This is a genomic window from Rhizobium sp. CB2179, from assembly GCF_057653455.1.
This window is the reverse complement of record NZ_JBYGKR010000005.1, coordinates 127,582-146,070: the sequence shown is the minus strand read 5'-3', so window position 1 is coordinate 146,070 and position 18,489 is coordinate 127,582. Positions and strand designations below refer to the sequence as shown.

At 59.4% G+C, this 18,489-nt stretch carries 12 protein-coding genes and 2 pseudogenes; 5 read left to right on the top strand and 9 right to left on the bottom strand.

From position 1 onward, the window contains the following. Positions 1-64: 64 nt before the first annotated feature. The 3 genes and pseudogenes from AC244Q_RS34310 to AC244Q_RS34300 all read right to left on the bottom strand — a co-directional run bounded on the left by AC244Q_RS34310 (position 65) and on the right by AC244Q_RS34300 (position 2,851). Positions 65-693: pseudogene (locus AC244Q_RS34310) on the bottom strand (HD domain-containing protein). Between the two features lie 765 nt (positions 694-1,458). Continuing rightward, positions 1,459-1,974, bottom strand: coding sequence for a hypothetical protein (locus AC244Q_RS34305; protein WP_012760424.1), 516 nt, complete (start codon positions 1,972-1,974; stop codon positions 1,459-1,461). Between the two features lie 481 nt (positions 1,975-2,455). Further along, the gene (locus AC244Q_RS34300; RefSeq protein ID WP_012760425.1) at positions 2,456-2,851 is read right to left on the bottom strand and encodes a response regulator transcription factor; all 396 of its coding nucleotides are present in this window, start codon (positions 2,849-2,851) and stop codon (positions 2,456-2,458) included. A 541-nt stretch (positions 2,852-3,392) separates the two neighbouring features. Here AC244Q_RS34300 and AC244Q_RS34295 point away from each other — a divergent pair. From AC244Q_RS34295 to AC244Q_RS34280, 4 genes are all read left to right on the top strand, one after another. Then, entirely contained in the window at positions 3,393-4,031 is a 639-nt protein-coding gene (locus AC244Q_RS34295) for a response regulator transcription factor (RefSeq protein WP_003555145.1), read from the top strand. Between the two features lie 778 nt (positions 4,032-4,809). Beyond that, complete coding sequence (locus AC244Q_RS34290; protein WP_128407012.1) at positions 4,810-10,347, top strand: ATP-binding sensor histidine kinase; 5,538 nt, start codon at positions 4,810-4,812, stop codon at positions 10,345-10,347. Between the two features lie 1,284 nt (positions 10,348-11,631). Further along, a complete protein-coding gene (locus AC244Q_RS34285) occupies positions 11,632-11,889 on the top strand; it encodes a thioredoxin domain-containing protein (RefSeq protein ID WP_003555151.1) in 258 nt (85 codons plus the stop codon). A 463-nt stretch (positions 11,890-12,352) separates the two neighbouring features. Further along, positions 12,353-12,547: a hypothetical protein gene (locus AC244Q_RS34280; RefSeq protein WP_128407011.1), complete on the top strand. Its 195-nt coding sequence runs from the start codon at positions 12,353-12,355 to the stop codon at positions 12,545-12,547. Positions 12,548-12,575: 28 nt separating this feature from the next. Here the strand turns inward: AC244Q_RS34280 and ligD are convergent. Further along, positions 12,576-12,725, bottom strand: a pseudogene (ligD, locus tag AC244Q_RS34275) (non-homologous end-joining DNA ligase LigD); the annotation flags it as partial. 254 nt (positions 12,726-12,979) lie between these two features. Further along, positions 12,980-13,753: an SDR family oxidoreductase gene (locus AC244Q_RS34270; RefSeq protein ID WP_012760428.1), complete on the bottom strand. Its 774-nt coding sequence runs from the start codon at positions 13,751-13,753 to the stop codon at positions 12,980-12,982. Between the two features lie 89 nt (positions 13,754-13,842). Here AC244Q_RS34270 and AC244Q_RS34265 point away from each other — a divergent pair, with 89 nt between their 5' ends. Beyond that, the gene (locus tag AC244Q_RS34265; protein ID WP_003555158.1) at positions 13,843-14,460 is read left to right on the top strand and encodes a TetR/AcrR family transcriptional regulator; all 618 of its coding nucleotides are present in this window, start codon (positions 13,843-13,845) and stop codon (positions 14,458-14,460) included. A gap of 341 nt (positions 14,461-14,801) precedes the next feature. On the opposite strand, the gene AC244Q_RS34260 is transcribed toward AC244Q_RS34265, so the two are convergent. From AC244Q_RS34260 to AC244Q_RS34245, 4 genes are all read right to left on the bottom strand, one after another. Further along, on the bottom strand, positions 14,802-15,575 hold the full coding sequence (locus tag AC244Q_RS34260; RefSeq protein WP_003555162.1) for an SDR family oxidoreductase: 774 nt from the start codon (positions 15,573-15,575) through the stop codon (positions 14,802-14,804). A gap of 33 nt (positions 15,576-15,608) precedes the next feature. Further along, positions 15,609-16,403 (bottom strand): SDR family NAD(P)-dependent oxidoreductase, encoded by a 795-nt coding sequence (locus AC244Q_RS34255; RefSeq protein ID WP_012760431.1) that lies wholly within the window; start codon positions 16,401-16,403, stop codon positions 15,609-15,611. A gap of 177 nt (positions 16,404-16,580) precedes the next feature. Beyond that, positions 16,581-17,471, bottom strand: a complete 891-nt coding sequence (locus AC244Q_RS34250) for a LysR family transcriptional regulator (RefSeq protein ID WP_017997362.1) — start codon at positions 17,469-17,471, stop codon at positions 16,581-16,583. A 57-nt stretch (positions 17,472-17,528) separates the two neighbouring features. Further along, positions 17,529-18,464 (bottom strand): LysR family transcriptional regulator, encoded by a 936-nt coding sequence (locus AC244Q_RS34245; protein WP_003555435.1) that lies wholly within the window; start codon positions 18,462-18,464, stop codon positions 17,529-17,531. Positions 18,465-18,489 lie beyond the last annotated feature (25 nt).

Below are 18,489 nucleotides of genomic sequence, written 5' to 3'. Positions count from 1 at the left end.
CGGGTGTCATGATGAACTCCTTGAGTTTGCTGCTCCTGGAAGCACGTTTTTTTTGCCTGTCCACTTAGTCGCTAACGGCCCATTTCGAATTGCGCATCAGATGCTGAAGTCCCTGCGGCGAAAGGCAGGGTCTTTATAAGCCATGACGTCGGCAAGCCCGGTGCCTTGTGGTGTATGGACGATGCTCAAGACTCTTGTAGAGGATTTGCATGAAGCCATCCGCAAACTGGGGTGGGTGTGGATGAGCCGCCTCGACAGCATTGCGCTCGGCACTCGTGAAATTATCGTAGCCTGCCCCGACAAGATATTGGCGCCTTCGGCAACCAGAGCCGCGATCGGGGAAAGATTGGCGGAAATTCCATTCGTCGTGTGCAGCGCAATCGCAAGCCAGATATTCTCGCTTGAAGCTTCAGACACGCGGTGGCTGTTCAAGAAGTCACGTGCGGCGTTTGCGCCGTCCACCTCGAAACGCAGATGGCTCTGGCCGTACCTGCCTGTCAGACCAAAGTCATGAAACAAGGCTGCCACATACAGTAGCCCTGGATCGAAGGGGAGGCCTTTGCGCCGGCCCGCCAGGGAAGCCCAGAGATAGACGCGAACAGAGTGCTCAAACAGAAAGTCGCCCTCCGCCTTCCGAACCAGGCGCGTTGCGTCGCGAGTCAATTCAGTGTCCGGTATCTCTGCTTGAAGGATACTCGTGTTGAGATCAGTCTCGAGTACAAGCGGTTCGGCTCGGCCTTCTTTCGAAAGAGCGGTCAAGCCAGCAATAACTGCAAGGGCGGTGCAGGTGGCTGCGATGATGGTTCGGAAGTTCATCGTATTTCTCCTTGTCGCAAGCCGGATGTAATTTTGCGCTGAACCAGGAAACAGGACCAAGAATTTCGAATAATGATGTACCAGCTGCTCGGTTGAGCGCGTCCCACGCGGGTGACCCTCGACGCCCAACTGAAAGCGGTCGAACTGCGTCCAGCTCTCCTCGAGCGCCTCTACCAAGTCGCCAAAGGTTGCGATCGCCGTAGATGCTTTGGGGCCGTTTCGTCCCGTGGCAGGGTTTACGGCGCCCGTTGGCAGGAACCCGGCTCTCAAACGAATTGAACGTCACGCCGGAACTGGCAAGCTTGAGGCGAGATTGATCCACCAAGTTCGGACGGCCGTCCGACCAACAGGTTCGAGTGCTCTGAACCAGGCACTCCCTCGCCAACTATCTCGGCGAAGCCCCGTGAGCAGGATCAGGCAGCGCCATTGCGGCTTGCGCGCAATGCCGATCCAGATGCCTTTGTAAGATCGGCTATCTTGTTGACAGGCTTGGGTTTGGAGTCAGGTTTCATGTCCTGAAGCCGGAGCGGGAGACGATCTCGTTGAGACAGACTGTAGCCTGCTTTTATATGACCGATTAACATATCAAAGCCTGATATTTTAATCCTTTTATCATATCATAGACTGACAGGCTCGATAGGGTTATTGGGCCAACTTCAGATCATCGACCGATCCGCCGATGGGCCAGGCAGCCTCAGGCATCTGATATTCGCAACCTAATAATACCTTCGATGCTAAATCTTCCTGGCCGCTCCGAAACGCAACGATCGCTGTATTTAGGCCGACCTGTTTCAGCGCAGGTAAGATATCCATATCGGCTACCGTCAATTCTTGCGATTTGATCACAGCGTCCAAGTTGGTGCCAGAAATCGCAAGCAATATGCGCCCCGGCTGTATCAAGACCTCTGAACTCATATAGCCAAAGGCCGAAATTGGCTTTTCCAGGCTGTAGAGATCCATGGAAGGCAAGGTGAATTCTTTCTTTGGCGCAGCAAAGCCGGGCACGGAAGCCTCAAGGTCTGCCGGCAAGTTCTTTACTTCCCCAGAGGGCAGTTCACAGGTCAAAGCATGGACCAGGAGACTATCTTCGGCGCGCGCCTGACAGGCTGCGGCAATTGCCACAATCAACATGATTCCGGCTTTCAATTTGAGTGCCACGGGTTTCCTTCTGTGTTGGCTCTGTTAAAAGTGGCTTGCTGGATCCTTGCTGACGACTTCGTAAACAAGGAGTCGCGGCCTGAGTGAATAGGATTTCCTAACTTAGTCAAACTCCGCCATTGGGTAAGCCGCATTGAGCAGCGGTGCTGGGGTCAAATAGGCCTCATCCGGCCTTCTTCGGTCAAGGCTTTTGAGGCCGTCCCCGACTGAAACCGTCGCCTTCGGCCCGTTGCAGGTCGCATGAGACTATATTCCAGATGCGGCCTGATAAAATCACCGCAGCGATCTTCTCGGCCGCCAGCATGCCCGACAGCGGGTGGGCGGCTCTAGATTGGACGGGCTCCGATCACCGGCGTTCCCGCGCCTGCCAGTGGTACCGCCCCTCGCTCAAGTCCCTTGACCTGCTGCGGCGAATCGAAGCGCAGAGCTCGGGGGGTTCGTCGAAGCCGTTTGATGTGAGATTCCATTGGCTTTTGCGACCTCACGAACCGCTCTTGCCCTCGCTATTGAGAGCCAGCGCAGAACGGATGCAATCAAGCAAAATCTGTTCGCCAAACGGTTTTGTCAGGCAGCCGACGATGTCCGGGCCCAACGCAGACACGCGCACATTCTTTTCCGGAAAGGCGGTGATCAGAACAGTCGGGATGCTCTTGCCCAGCGCGACCAGCCGGCGGTGCAGATCGAGCCCGCTCATTCCCGGCATATTGACGTCCGTCACGAGGCAGGCCGTGCGGCGGATATGAGGGAATCTCAAGAAGTCATCCGCGGATGAAAAGGTCTCGGCATCAAATCCCATCGACCTCATGAGCCCCTTGATAGCCTCCCGCATCGACTCGTCGTCGTCGACGATCGCAATCAGAGGTCTCTTGGTTGGCACGGCCGCCTCCCAACTTCGCCGATCAGCATCATCCCAATTAGCGTCGGGGCGCGCTCGACTGGATGGATTTAATATTGAACGGAGACAAAGGCGGCGCAAGCTATACGATCGTATAGAGAAGACTTGCGGCAACGAGCGGGGCATCTGCCCAAAAAGTGCCGGTGTCCTGATTGCGATGGCGAAGGAATTCTTTCGATCGTCGCGATGTATCACTCGGCACAGCATCGCAAGTGGTTGAGATTTGCTTGCCTCGCGCCGCCCGATACTTGCAGCACGCGTCCCCTTTTGACGGTGGACGCAGCCATGTGGCGTCCAGGACGCGCCAGCGCTTTTGGGGACCGCCCGCATCTAGTCTTGTGGCCGAGGTAATTATCGCGCATTCTGGCGTACGAAGAAATTCCGTTTCATCACTAGCGAAGGAGAGAGGAGGAGTGTTCTCATCGCATGACTGGCGCTCTGCTGGTTGGGCTTCGCCCTCGGCTGCAGTGGGGGTGGATAGTATATATCCCAAGACGTCGATTCACCTTGAGGGCTCTGACGATTGACCGAGGCGCCAGCAACCATCATTGTCATCGATGATGACCCGGAAATCCGCGAGGCGCTTGGCAGTCTGCTGCGTTCCGTCGGCTTTGCCGTCAATCTCCTCGCTTCGGTGGGCGACTTCCTCAGGTCTGGGCGACCCAGCGGACCAACCTGTCTCGTGCTCGATGTCCGGCTTCCGGGGCAAAGCGGCCTTGATTTTCAGCTCGAGCTGTCGCGGGAAAATATTCAGCTGCCGATCGTCTTCATCACCGGGCACGGCGACATTCCCATGTCTGTCAAGGCGATGAAAGGGGGCGCGGTCGAGTTCCTGACGAAACCGTTCCGAGACCAGGATCTGCTCGACGCCGTTCACGTCGGCCTGGCGCGCGACCGCGCCTGGCTTGAAAATGAAAAGGCATTGGCGACGGTGCGAGCGCGTTTCGATAGCCTGACCCCGCGGGAGCGCGAGGTGATGGCATTGGTGGTAACCGGAAGGCCCAACAAGCAGATTGCCGGCGATCTAGGCGTGAGCGAGATTACCGTGAAAGTTCACCGCAGCCAGGTCATGCAGAAGATGGGCACCAGATCCCTGCCGGAACTTGCGCGTATGGCCGATAAGCTGATGCTCGCTCCGGGAAAGCCACAAACGCAGATATAAAGGTCTTGGCCGCGCGTATAGGTCATCTCCTCCTCATTGGTAATCGATTCTTCCTGGTGGCCAATAGCCCCGGCGGGAGCCCTGCCGTATGGTGAGCGTTCCTTTTCTCCCCTCCTCCCAGAGGCCGGATCGCCACCGATCGGCCCGCCTTGGCCTCCCACCCCGCGGGAGGCTTTCTTTTTGGCCTCGGTCCCGGCAAGACACTTTCGACTCCAACACCGGCAACGGTTCGCAACTGACGGCACGTTCATCCGCACTGGAGTACCTCAGACCATCGCCCCAGTCATTAGCGGGGCGCAGGATGACTTCGCCGACATGACCCGCCGGGCAGAAGTTCGCCGATGGGTATTCCAAAGTATCGCAAAGACGAAACCACGGTATAATTTCCCATCGTCCCGTCTATCGCTAGAGTCTATTCGTTGCCTCGGGAGATAGGTGGCGAATCCCCCCGATGCTACCACCAAGCTTCGGCGCTCCCTCCATCCGGAGCTCTGCGGGTCCACGACCCGCCCGGCCGCCCAGCAGCCGCTGGGCGGTCCTTCGTATAGGTGGACCACGTATCGAACGGGCCGGCGATGGCCGCTCGTTGTTGGGACGATCAGGCGAGATGTGATAAGAAGGTGGGGGAGTGGTCGCGGTTCGTCATATATGCTCACCCTGGCCAAATTGACTGGAAGGATCTCCGAAGCGAAAGTGGCGGTGCCAGATGCGCCACTCGAGATGACGAAGTCGGCAAGCAGGCACATGTTCTTTCTTCGGCGTTGGTGGAGATGGGAGTTTGGAGGTTCTTTGGGAGGACGGTGATCGCGTGTTCCACCGGGAATGGCGCCGGGGTACCGACGGCAAGCTGAACCCGGTGCTGGTCGTCCTTTCGGCCCTCGAGTACCCGACACCTTCAAGCTTAGGCCACCTCGACCATGAATATGGATTGAAGGACGAACTTGATGGTGCATGGGCGGCGCGACCGCTTGAGTTGGTGCGCGAAGGCGGCCGGACCATGCTGGTGCTCGAAGACGCGGGCAGCGAGCCGCTCGCCCGGCTGCTCGGGACGGCAATGGAAACGGAGCTTTTCTTGCGCCTCGCGATCGGCATCGCCGCTGCGCTCGGCAAGGTCCACCAACGCGGTCTCGTCCACAAGGACATCAAACCCGCCAATATCCTGGTAGCGGGCACGGGCGTCGAGGTGCGGCTAACCGGCTTCGGAATCGCCTCGCGCCTCTCCCGCGAGCGGCAGGCCCTCGAGCCGCCCGAAGTGGTCGCCGGAACGCTTGCCTACATGGCCCCCGAACAGACCGGGCGCATGAACCGCTCGATCGATTCCCGCAGCGACCTTTATGCGCTCGGCGTGACGCTCTACGAAATGCTTACCGGGAGCCTGCCCTTTTCCGCCTCCGATCCGATGGAATGGGTCCATTGCCATGTCGCACGGCAGCCGACACCGCCCAACGAGAGGGTGGTGAATGTTTCACCGGCGGTCTCGGCCATCGTCATGAAGCTGCTCGCTAAGACGGCCGAGGAACGATACCAGACGGCAGGCGGCGTCGAGCACGATCTGAGCCGCTGTCTCAGCCAATGGGAAATGCAGTGCCCGACTGACGCATTCCCGCTCGGCGAACGCGATATCCCCGACCGCCTGCTGATTCCCGAGAAGCTCTACGGGCGGGACCACGAGGTCGAGACCTTGCTCACCGCCTTCGAACGCGTGGTGTCGAGCGGGGCGCCGGAGTTGGTGTTGGTCTCTGGCTATTCCGGCATCGGCAAGTCGGCGGTGGTCAATGAACTCCACAAAGTTCTGGTGCCGCCGCACGGCCTGTTCGCGTCCGGCAAGTTCGATCAGTACAAGCGCGACATTCCGTATGCGACCCTGGCACAGGCGTTCCAAAGCCTTATCCGAGGACTTCTCGCGAAGAGCGACGCCGATCTGGCACCCTGGCGCGAGACGCTGATAGAGACTCTGGGACCGAACGGACGGCTGATGGTCGATCTCGTCCCCGAACTGAAACTCATCATCGGCGACCAGCCGCCGGTGGCTGACCTTCCGCCATCGGAGGCGCAACGGCGATTTGAGCTCGTACTGCGGCGGTTCATTGGTGTCTTCGCCCAGCCGGAGCATCCGCTGGCACTGTTCCTGGATGACCTGCAGTGGCTTGACACAGCGACGCTCGATCTGCTGGAAGATCTCTTGACCCGGCCGGATCTACAATACCTGATGCTGGTTGGTGCCTATCGCGACAACGAAATAACCGCCGCCCATCCGCTGATGCGGAAACTTCACGCGATCAAAAGCGCCGGCGGCAAGGTCGCGGAGATCACGCTTGCGCCGCTTACCAAAGGCTGTCTCCAGTCCTTGATCGCGGATGCGCTCTACTGTCAGCCCGACCGTGCAGACCCGCTCGTGCAAATGATGCACGACAAGACTGGCGGCAATCCGTTCTTCGTCCGTCAGTTTCTATTTTCGCTCGCCGAAGAGGGAATGCTCACCTTCGATCATGACGCGGCATGCTGGTCCTGGGATCTCGAGCGCATTCACGCCAAGGGATACACCGACAACGTCGTGCACCTTATGGTCGGCAAGCTCGCGCGCCAGCCACTCGAAACGCGGGAGGCGTTGCAGCAGTTGGCCTGTCTTGGAAACATCGCTGATACCACGATGCTTTCACTCGTCCTCGGGATCCCGGAAGAGCAAGTCGCCGGGGCCTTGTGGCCCGCCGTCGCTCATGAGCTACTCGAGCGGCTGCCGGACGCCTACCGGTTCGTCCACGATCGCGTTCAGGAGGCCGCCTATTCGCTGATCCCGGAGGAGCGACGCGGCGAGTTGCACCTACGCATAGGCAGACTGCTTGCGGCGAACACCGCGCCGGGGTTGATCGACGATTATGTTTTCGAGATTGTCAGCCAGCTCAATCGGGGAGCCGCACTGATCAAGTCAACCGAGGAGCGCGAGCAACTGGCCGAGTTCAATCTGCTGGCTGGCAAGCGCGCCGAGGCGTCGACGGCATACGCCTCTGCGCTCAACTATTTTGTCGCCGGCACGAAGCTGCTGCCCGAAGACGCCTGGGAGCGCCGGCCCAATCTGACCTTCGCGCTTGAGCTGAACCGAGCCGAATGCGAGTTCCACCTGGGCGCGCTGCCGGACGCGGAGGAGCGGCTGGCTCAGCTTTCCAATCATGCTCTCTGCTGCGACGACCAGGCTGCTGTCGCCGGCCTGCGCATCGATCTCTATGCGGCGCTCGGTCAGACCAATCGATCCGCGGCGGTCGGTCTCGACTATCTCAGGCAGCATCTCGCCATTGACTGGTCGCCGCATCCGGCCGACGAGGAGGTGCAGCGAGAATATGACCGGATATGGTCGGGGCTCGGGAGCCACGCCATCGAGGAGCTCATTGATCTTCCGTTGATGAGCGACCCAGCATCCTCCGCGACCCTGGATATTCTCACGCGGCTCGTTGGGGCGGTATGGCATACGGATGCGAATCTGGCCTGCATGGCAATCTGCCTAGCTGTGAACCTGAGCCTCGAGCGGGGTAACAGCGACGGCTCCTGTTACCATTATGTGTCGCTTGGCTACATTGCCGGGCCGCGCTTCGGCGACTATGAGGCCGGATTTCGGTTCGGTCAGCTAGGCTGCCATCTCGTCGAAAAGCACGACCTGAACCGCTTTCAGGCCAGGACTTACAAAGACTTCGGGGCTCACGTCATACCGTGGACGAGACATGTCCGGACCGGCCGCGACATCTTGCGGCGCGCGCTTGACATCGCCAACCAGAGCGGCGACCTCACGTTCGCCGGATACAGCCATGTTAGTTTGAACTCGAACCTGCTGGCGGCTGGCGATCCGCTTATCGACGTGCAACAGCAAGCAGAGATTGGCCTCGCGTTCGCGCGCGAGGTGCGGTTCCAGTTCGTTGAAGACCTCGCCAGCGCGCAGCTCGGACTCGTCCGGACACTGCGCGGGTTGACACGGAAATTCGGCTCCTTTGACGACGACGGATTTGACGAAGGTGAGATCGAACGCCGGTTTTCCGAAAATCCGAATCTTGCGGAAACCTGCTACTTCGTCAGAAAACTGCAGGCGCGGTTCTTCGCGGGCGACCATGAGGCGGCCGTGGATGCCTCATTGCGGGCACAGAGACTGCCATGGACATCGGTGTCGCATTTCGAAGAAACGCCGGAGCATCATTTCTACGGCGCCTTGGCGCGCGCCGCATGCTGCGACTCTGCCGCAGCTGACCAGCGGGCCTGGCATACGGAGGCGCTGCTCGCCCACCACCGACAGCTTGAAATCTACGCGAAGAATTGCCCGGAGAACTTCGAGAACCGAGCCGGGCTGGTCGGCGCCGAGATAGCACGCCTTGAAGGCCGCGAAATCGACGCGGCGCGCCTTTACGAACAAGCTATCCGCTCGGCGCGCGCAAACGGCTTCGTTCATCATGAAGCCCTCGCATATGAACTCGCCGGCCGCTTTTATGCGCGAGGAGGCTTCGAGGACTTCACTCGTCTTTATCTCCGCAACGCGCGTGGCTGCTATCTGCGCTGGGGTGCCGACGGCAAGGTGCGGCAACTCGACCAACTCTGTCCCGACCTGAGAGGGGAAGAACGTGCTCCCGCTCCAACGAGCACTATTGGTGCACCGGTCGAACAACTCGATCTCGCGACCGTTATCAAAATCTCGCAAGCCGTGTCGGGCGAGATTGTTCTTCAAAAGCTGATCGACACGGTCTTGCGCACAGCCGTTGAGCAGGCGGGCGCCGAGCGCGGCTTGTTGATCCTGCCGCGTGGCGGTGAGTCACGGATCACCGCGGAGGCCACGACGGGCGGCGAAACGGTGGTGGTGCGGATGCGTGACGAGATCGTGACAGGGACAACCCTGCCGCAATCGCTCCTTCATTATGTCTTGCGCACAAACGAAAGCGTCGTACTCGACGACGCCATGGCTCAGAATCCATTCTCCGCGGACCCTTACATTTGTCACCACCGTGCTCGTTCCATTCTCTGTGTTCCGTTGCTCAATCAGGGCCAACTTGCCGGGGTACTCTATCTTGAGAATAACCTCGCCCCTCGGGTCTTCGCGCCGACCCGGATCGTAGTGCTGAAGCTGCTCGCCTCTCAGGCAGCGATCTCACTGGAGAATACCCGGCTGTACCGCGATCTCGATGAACGCGAAGCCAAGATCAGTCGCCTCGTCAAGGCCAACATCATCGGGATCGTCATCTGGGATATCGAAGGTCGCATCCTTGAGGCCAACGACGCGTTCCTCCGCATGGTGGGATACGACCGAGAGGATCTTGCCTCGGGTCGGCTATGCTGGACGGACCTGACGCCGGCCGAATGGCGCGACCGCGATGCTCGGAACGTCGCGGAGTTAAAGACGATCGGGTCGGTCCAACCGTTCGAGAAGGAGTACTTTCGGAAAGACGGCAGCCGTCTACCCGTGCTGATGGGCGGTGCTCTTTTAGAAGAAAGCAGGAACGAAGGTGTCTCTTTCGTCCTCGATTTGACGGAGCGCCGGCAGGCCGAAGAGGCGTTACGGGAGAGCGAGGAGGCCTTGCGCGAAGCGCTGGTGCAACTGGCCCACGTTAACCGCGTCGCCACGATGGGGCAGCTCACAGCCTCCATCGCCCATGAAGTCAATCAGCCGCTCGCCGCGTCGCTCACCAACGCCCAGGCGGCCTTGCGCTGGCTCGCTACCCGTCCGCCGAACCTGGAGGAGGTGACTCAGGCGCTCGACCGGATTGTCGAGAACGCCAATCGAGCCGGCGATGTCATTGGCCGGATCCGTGCCTTGGTCAAGAAGGAACCCACTCGCAAGGGGCAATTCGACCTCAACGAGGCCATTCGTCACGTGATTGCCTTGACCGGCAATGAAGTGCTCCGACAAGGCGTCACGCTGCGGACCCAATTCGCGACGAGCCTCCCATCCGTGGAAGGAGATCGCGTCCAGCTGCAACAGGTGATCCTAAACCTGATCATGAACGCCATCGAGGCGATGATCGGCCTTAATGAGGAAGAGCGCGATTTGCTGATCAGCACGGGGACAGAGGCCTCGGGAGGTGTGGTCGTCGGGGTGCGCGACTCGGGTCCGGGCCTTGACCCACAAAGTATGGACTGCATTTTCGAGGCCTTCTACACCACCAAATCCAGCGGCATGGGTATGGGCCTGGCGATCTCCCGTTCGATCATCGAGGCTCATGGCGGTCGGATGTGGGCCACCGCTAATGGCCCTCGTGGGGCGGCGTTTCTGTTCACCCTGCCTCTAGAACGAGACGAAACCCCTGGCGCAACCCATGCCGACCAAATCGCGATGTTTGGAAAATAGGGCCAACGACTGGCTGAAGCTCACGCAGGCAGTGCTCTCCGCGAAGTGTGAAGGCCGTCGGCGGGCCTCTCCTCTCCATCGCGAGACGACTGAGGTGCTGCCGAAGTTGAATTCACCTTCACGGCGCGGTCTTCAGGCCAATGGAGGCAGCAGTGGCGAAAGCAACAAGCGCATCGCATCGCACGAAATCTTGCGGCAGTAAGCTGAACGCGACGGACAGTACCACCATGTCCACACCAGCAAAACGGTCTAGGCCCCAAGCTCGATGGTCCTCGGGTACGGACCCAAAAACCCCTTCCAAGACGCGGATCGCTTGGGCTCAATGCATGGCCGCGGAACTCTCTGAAGGGCAAAGATTCTCGAGGTCCTCCACAAGACGGACAAGCCCGAGGGAGTAGCACCAAAGATCGAACCGCGTCCCCGTAACATATAGGGTAAAGACAGATCTCCAGGCGAGCAAAGCTTGTTCCCAAGGAGGCGTGATTGCTTGGCTTGGCTTGGTGGAAAACGTCATCAAATGAGCTTCAAAGGCCGTATTCGGCCGTGATGCACCATCTGGCGGCATCTGGAGCGGAGAGGCCAGAATCCAGGGCCCAGCTTTCCCTCGTGCGCTGGGAAACAGCGTCAACGGGACCAGCTCGATTTCGATTCGGTCGAGTTCATATGTCATGGTGCCAATCCTCGGAAGAACGCAAGGAACGACGCAAACGGTGCGACCCGTGGGCTCGCCGGCGGTGAACCCGCCGTCCGGAATGTCCTTGATTCAGGTACCCCGCTGAACTCCCAGTGAGCTTGACGAAATGGCCGCGTGGGAGAATGTAACCTGACCATAGCAGGACGCTGCCCGACCTGCCATTGATCGGAGGTTAGGATCGGGTGGCAAATGGGAGGGGATGACTTATACGGGGGTTTAGGAGGCCTTGCTCGAGGCCGGCAAGCCGCGCGATGGCTCTGCTGAAAAGTCGACCATCACACGCTTCGCGAGATGCCCTCGGCAAAGACAGACGACCATGACGCCGATATCGAGCTCCTTTTCCGAGGGCAACATCCTCGAAAACGACTGGTTGAGCCTGGGATGGCTCCCCAGCTCCCGCTTGTCTGCTGCGGCCGTATAATTTCCGCATACACAAGTATGATGGTTGACCTGCGCACTTTGTTTTAACGTTGCTCGCAAGTGCAGGCTTCGCCACGCTGCTCATCCTCGCACCGGGGTCGCTAGCCATTCACAGAACGTTGGAACTATGGCCAGTTTTCAGGTTCAATACCCTTAGGGAAGGACGCAGAATGCCGACGCTATCTCCGACTCCGATCACGCCTCGAGACGAGCGCCTAGTCACCGCGCACGAGGCGCTTGAACCCCTCTACGAAAGACTGGCGCTGCGCACCGAATCCACCTTGCTTTCGGCGGCAATGGCAGCCGGATGGCCAGCCGAGGAAGCAACGCGGGCGCTGGCCGCCCTTAGATTGCAAGATGCCCTCAGTATTCTTTGCCGAGCGAATGGAGGTCCACACAAATCGATGCACAGCCCAACGGCCGAATGAAATGGCAGTCCTGCGGAAGTCGCGCCCGCCATTGCGTCCGCCCTCCGATGGCTCGCCATGGTCTTCACCTGAGTCATCCTTGGCGCGAAAGCTCTTCATCGAGGCCGCGGTAACTGGAAACACGAGGCCGGGAGGACTGTAGGAAGCGGCGGCAAGCGCATGGTGGATAAACCAGTGATGCAAGCGCCGTTATACGAAAAGATAGCATGCCTGATTCCAACGCATCTCTTCATTAGCGGGTACAAGAATGCTCTATTGTGAGCGCCTTCTTGAAGGCAACGAGCGGCCTAACTCTTCGTGGTGCCAGAGTTCATTTGCCACCCGCTGAATGCGAGCCCTCTTCCTCTGCTGAGCTGCCGACTGGTGTCACGAGCCTCGCAGATTTCCAAGAGACGCCCGGCAGCCATGTCTGATCGACCGCTCACAATTGACGAAAGTCGTTACCACACGGAGGTCGTTCACGATGGCAGCGCAGAGATACAGCCCTTGCAAGAACCTCAACATTTACTGGACGGTGTTCGATAAAGTCATCGGACAGGCGGCCATCATCGATGGGTTTGTCATGAACATGCTCACCGCCGAGGAGGCCAATAAATTGGTCGATCTGCTAAACCGTGGCAGCCAAGTGAGCCACTGGTGTTTTGCTGAACGGTTTTAGGAGCAACCGGTGACCCAGCGCAACATCGACCGAGCTCTTCCAGGCGGTCGCGGATTTCACGGGCGCCTTCGACGACAGTCGAGAACTCGACATCAGGACCGAGGTCGAACACCGGATGGCCAGGCACTTCCGGCTGACCAGGCTCACAGTTCCAGGGATGCAGCTCAACGCCGCCGATCTAGGCCGGCGGCCGCGCAGCAATGCATTCCCACTATCGATCCGGACCGCTCCATCGTTCTGCACGATGTGAGGAATGATCCCGCCAGCTTGGGGCAGCCGCCCCGCCGAGTGGATGAAGACAGGATCGCGCTCGGCGAGCGCGATCCTGTCTAGTAGTTTGACGGGGAGCCGGACCTCAACCGGCGCCTTGTCAAGGGTGCGTCCTCTGCCGCAGCTGGAATGGCTACAAACATAGCGGAGTGTCGGGATCGATCAGATCCGGGCGCCACCCGTCGCATCAATCATCTGGCCCGTCGTCCAACGCGCATCGTTCGATGCGAGGAAGGCGATGACGTCGGCGACGTCCTCCGCCTGTCCGACACGTGAAAAGACCGAGAGGGCTTCGGCGCCGGCGCGCGCATCCGGCGATGCCAACCACTCGGCATTCATATCCGTCTCCGTTACACCCGGCAGCACGGCATTGACCGTAATCCCGCGAGCTGCAAATTCAGGCGCCAGCGCCAGGGTCAATGTCTCCAGCGCCCCCTTGGAGGCCGCATAGGCGGGATGGGTCGGCGCCGCGATCCGCGTAAACCCAGTGGAGACATTGATGACGCGGCCGTTGTCACGAATGTGATCGGCCACTGCCTGGATCAGGAAGAACGGCGCCTTGTAGTTAATCGTCATCACCTCATCGAAAGCAGCTTCGCTCGTCTGCTTCAACGGCAGCGCCGGCGCAATGCCTGCATTGTTCACAAGAATATCAAGAGCGGACGAGCCCGTCTCGGTACGCGCGGCTTCGCTGAACTGCGCCCAGAGACTGTCGGCCGCCTCCTTGCCCTGTCTCAGATCAGCTTTGACACCGACAGCCTTGACACCAAGCGCCTCGATGTCGCGTACGGTGGCCTTGGCCGCATCCCCGTTGGCGGTGTAGTGCACGCCAATCAGTGCGGCACCCTCCCTCGCAAACGCAAGAGCAACCGCCCGGCCGATACCGCGCGAACTTCCTGTGATAAGGGCTATCTTGTTTGCTAGTCTTTGGGACATGGGGTCACTCCGTTGCTAAATTAAGTAGTGATCGCTATCATAAGCGGTGAAGCTCGCCTGTCAACAATTTAATAGGGATTGCTATTTTAATGACGGATCCAGTCCGCAAACGAGGCAGACCACGCGTGCTTGATCGCGACGTCGGGCTCGACATCGCGGCACGCTTGTTCTGGGAACGCGGCTACGAAGGAACCTCGACGGCCGACCTCACGAAGGCCATGGGGATCAATCCGCCGACTCTCTATTCGATGTTCGGCTCAAAGGAGGAATTATACCGTCAGTCGCTCGACTTCAGCATTGCCCGTGAAAACAGCCGCCGGTTAGAAATCTTAGCGTCCAACCTTCCGGTTCACAAAGCCCTAAGCCTCTACCTTTACGACATCGCTGATGGTGACACCCAGCCGGACAAGCCGCGAGGTTGCATGGTCTCGACGGCGGTCCTGCAGCACGCGGAAGAGAATGCGTCAGTGGCGCGGATGACGGCGGCATTGCGCGAGACCTCGATGCAGACACTCAAAGCCCGGTTTGACCGGGCCGTCGAGGAAGGCGAACTGCCGGCGCAAACCGATACCGATACGCTCGCGCGCTTCTATGGTGCGATTATCCAGGGCATGTCCGCACAGGCCTGCGATGGCGCCTGCAATGCGCGGCTGAAGCGGATGATCGACATCGCACTCACGGCCTGGCCCGGGAAGCGTAGCACCTAACGAGCGCTGGCAACTCGGCGAGCATCGTCTGATACATGAGATCGACGGACTTCATAAGCTCGACTCCGGCGTTATACTGTTCTTCAAAAACAGTATAACGGTCGAGAGCATAGGTCACATCCATCCTGCAAAAGATCATCGACCTGGCCACCACCGGCCAGTTCACGATACCGATCAGCCGCACCGCCCCTTTATCGAGGCGATTTCCCTGATCGGAGACCTCGAAGCCGGCAACCGGCTTCCAGGAAAATCCGTAATCGTGATGGGGTGACGAGGGGCACGAGTATGATGCGCGATGATAACCGTCTCGGGTTTGGAATGTGAAAACGGCAAGAAACCGCTCAGAACTGCCAATCGACGAGCTGCTCTCCGCCAGACACCTCAAGCACAGTGCCTGTAACGTAGGGGTTGGTCATCAAAAACACCGCAGCGTGCCCCACGTCGGCCGGTTGACCGATCCGGCGCGCTGGGAAATTGGCGCGCACCTTTTCGCGGACATCAGCGGCGTCTGTCGCGGAAAGGAAGTTCCAAAGGTCGGTATCGATGAACCCAGGCCGAATGACGTTTACCCTGATTGGGCCAAGTTCGAGCGCCAGCGAGCGCGCGAGTGCCTCCACTGCGGCAAAAGTCGATGTGACGCTCGTCATGCCGATCTTCGAACGGGCCGCGATCCCTCCGGTCATAAAGGTGATCGACCCGTTAGAGGAGAGTTTTGGTACAGCATAGCGCGCACATGCCCAGGAGCCGAGAAACTTGCTATTGCCGTAGCTGCGCGCCCCTCGCATGTCTTCGTCCATGAATGCACCCCAGCTGCCATCGGTTGGCCCCGCAGCGACAAGCAAATGATCCAGATTGCCAATTGCCTTGAAGGAAGCCCGAACGTCGTCCTCATCGCTAATGTCGAGCACTAGCTGCTCGAAGGGCGCCAGCTCTGGATGGTCTGCTGAAGAAACCGAGCGCCGGCTGGCGACCGTTACGCTCGCTCCCGCCGCGTGAGCGGCCTGAGCGATGCCGAGCCCTATCCCTGTTTTGCCGCCGACGACGACCACACGTTTTCCAGTGAGATCATATGAAGGTGATTGCGCACGCTTCAGCTCGTTCTGTGCCGTTGCCATGATAGCTTCCTTGAGTGTGTTTGTCTGAATGAGCTATGCGATCTGTCTAAGCACACCGCCATCAACGCGCATGGAGGCCCCGGTTGTTCCGGATGCCTGCTCCGAGCATATGTAGACGACCATGTTGGCCACCTCCTCCGTGCTCGTGAACCGATTGATGAGCGTTGTCGGGCGCATGGCCTTCAGGAATTGCTGTTCCGCCTCTTCCTGGGTGATGCCCTGTTCCCGAGCCGTTCCCGCCATCCAGTTCGCCATGATTTCAGAGTTCGTCGGACCAGGAAGCACCGAATTGACCGTCACGCCCGTCCCCGCAACCGTCTCAGCCAAACCTCGCGAGATCGCCAACTGCGCCGTCTTGGTCATGCCGTAGTCGATCATATCCCTTGGGATTGCGAGTGCGGATTCGCTGCTGATGAACACAACACGCCCCCAGCCCCGCGCGGTCATCCTCGGCAGGTAATGGCGCGCTGCACGAACGCCACTCATGACGTTGAGCTGAAACAGGCTCAGCCAGTCTTCATCGGTAAGATCGGAGAAGGGTTTGGGATTGGCTGTGCCTGCGTTGTTGATAAGAATGTCGGCATCGGGCGCCTGGGCTGCAAGAACCGCGCTGCCTTCCTTGGTGGCCAGATCCGCAACCACGCCGGCGATCTCGATGTCTGGGAAGAGCGCCTTGACTTCAGCCACCGCTGTGGAGACCCGGCCCTCGCTACGGCCATTGATAACCACGGATGCGCCGGCCCGCGCCAAGCCCTGTGCGATCGCCCGACCAATGCCGGCGGTGGATCCGGTGACGACTGCCTTGCGACCTTCAAGTGAAATGTTCATGATCGTGTTCTCGATGAATTCTGACGATCACTGTTTGTAGCGCATGGCGAAAATAACTATAATACGGACGAATGGCATGAAATTGATGCGATATTGGAATAAATAGCAGCGAGCTTAAAGTGCGGATCTCACACTCCGGCGCTTGTTACCGAAGGTCGCCAAGGCGTTCAAATGCCGCTAGATCCGCCCTTCGAGCGACGCGGCGAGGAAGTCTGTCACGTGCCGAACCCGCGCAGAAACCAGCCGACGCTTCGGCCAGACAAAGCTGATGTCCCTTGTGCCCTGAACATATTCGCCGAGGATCGTCACGACGTCAGGATGCGAGAGCTCTTCGACGAGCGATGCCTTGGTGAACATGCCGATCCCGACGCCTGCAAGCACACCCGCACGGATCGTCTCGATGCTGTTGGAGGTGAGGTTGCCGCGCACTGCGACGCTGAAGTGACCTTCTTGACCGACGAATGGCCAATTCGCCGACTCCTTGAAGCCGCCGTAGACGAGGCAGTTGTGATCTGCAAGATCGGCAGGCTTTGTGGGAATACCATGCTTTTCGAAATACTGGCGAGATCCGACGCATACGAGAGGAGTCTTTGCCACCCGTCTGACGACGGCATCGGGCTCTTCGACAGACCCCACTCTTATCACCAAATCGACCCGATCCTCGACCATGTCCCGCATGAGGTCCGATAGAACCAGATCCACTTCGAGCTTGGGAAATCTGGACAGCAGATCCGGAATGATTGGCAGGATATGAAGTCGACCGAGGGTGGTGGGGACAGCAATGCGTATCGACCCCGACATGTCGACCGCGCTGCCTATGACCTCGCGATTGGCGTCGTCGATCTCCTCGAGCAACGGCTTCATCCTGTCGAAGTATCTTTGCCCCTGATCCGTCAAGGTGACGTTTCGGGTGCTGCGATTGAAGAGTGCGACGCCCAGACGGTTTTCGAGCGCACCGATCGCTTTGCTGACCGCCGGCTGTGACGTGCCGGTTCTGCGGGCGGCCGCCGTAAAGCCGCCCGTCTCGACGACCGCAAGGAACGCCTTGAGCTCGGAAAGCCGGTCCATCTTATGCCTTTACGGTATGGAAGGCTGGGATATTTCCGACCATTCCTGCACATACTTTTACACACATGTATCATCCCTCCCAGCGCCGTTCGACGATGATGCTTGCTTCGGCAGTTCCGTTACGAGTGCATCTATGGCCGCCCGCACCCGGGTTGGCAGGTGAGCGCCATCCGGCCACAAAGCCCAGACCTCGGATACATAGGGAGGCATCTGCCGCATCACAGGCACGAGCTCACCGGTCTCGACCCGTTTCTTGACGAGCCAGAACGGCAGCCACGCTAGTCCGAAACCCTCTGTCGCGGCGTCTGCTATGGCGTCGATGTCGTCAAACCGGAGCCGGGAGACAGGATTGAATTCATGGACGACACCTTCGACCTCGAGCGTCCAGGACTGCACCCGCCCCGCGCGGGAATACGTGACCGTGTCATGGGCGTCGAGCTCTGAGATAGCTTCCGGAACGCCTTGCCTTTCGAGGTAGCCCGGCGCGGCGTAAAGCATCGTCTCCTCATGGCCGACCCGACGGATGCGCGTGCCCGCGGCATTGCCCGGCGAACCGTTTCGTATCGCGAGGTCGAAGCCGTCTTCCAGGAGATCGACTTTACGATCGCTGAAGCTGAGTTCCAGCTCAAGGCCGGGGTTTTCTCTGGCAAGCCTGGTCAGGATGGGAGCGACACACATTCGACCGAAGAGAACAGGCATAGATACTCGAAGCTTGCCCCGCGGCGCGCTCGATCCCGAATCCAGCGCGGCCTCGACGGCACGAAGTTCGGCCATCGCCCGCTGGCAGTGCTCGTAAAAGAGCTGTCCGTCCGCCGTGACGCTCTGATGACGCGTGGTTCGGTCGAACAGCCGGACATTCAGACCTGCTTCGAGGCGGGCGACCGCCCTTCCGACCGAAGAGCGTGACAGGTTCAGCCGTCGCCCAGCTTCGGAAAAGCCTCCGGTATCGACGGCACAGACGAAAACGGGGATGTCGCTCAGGGAAATCGTCATTGATAATTGTAGCATCCCACGCACC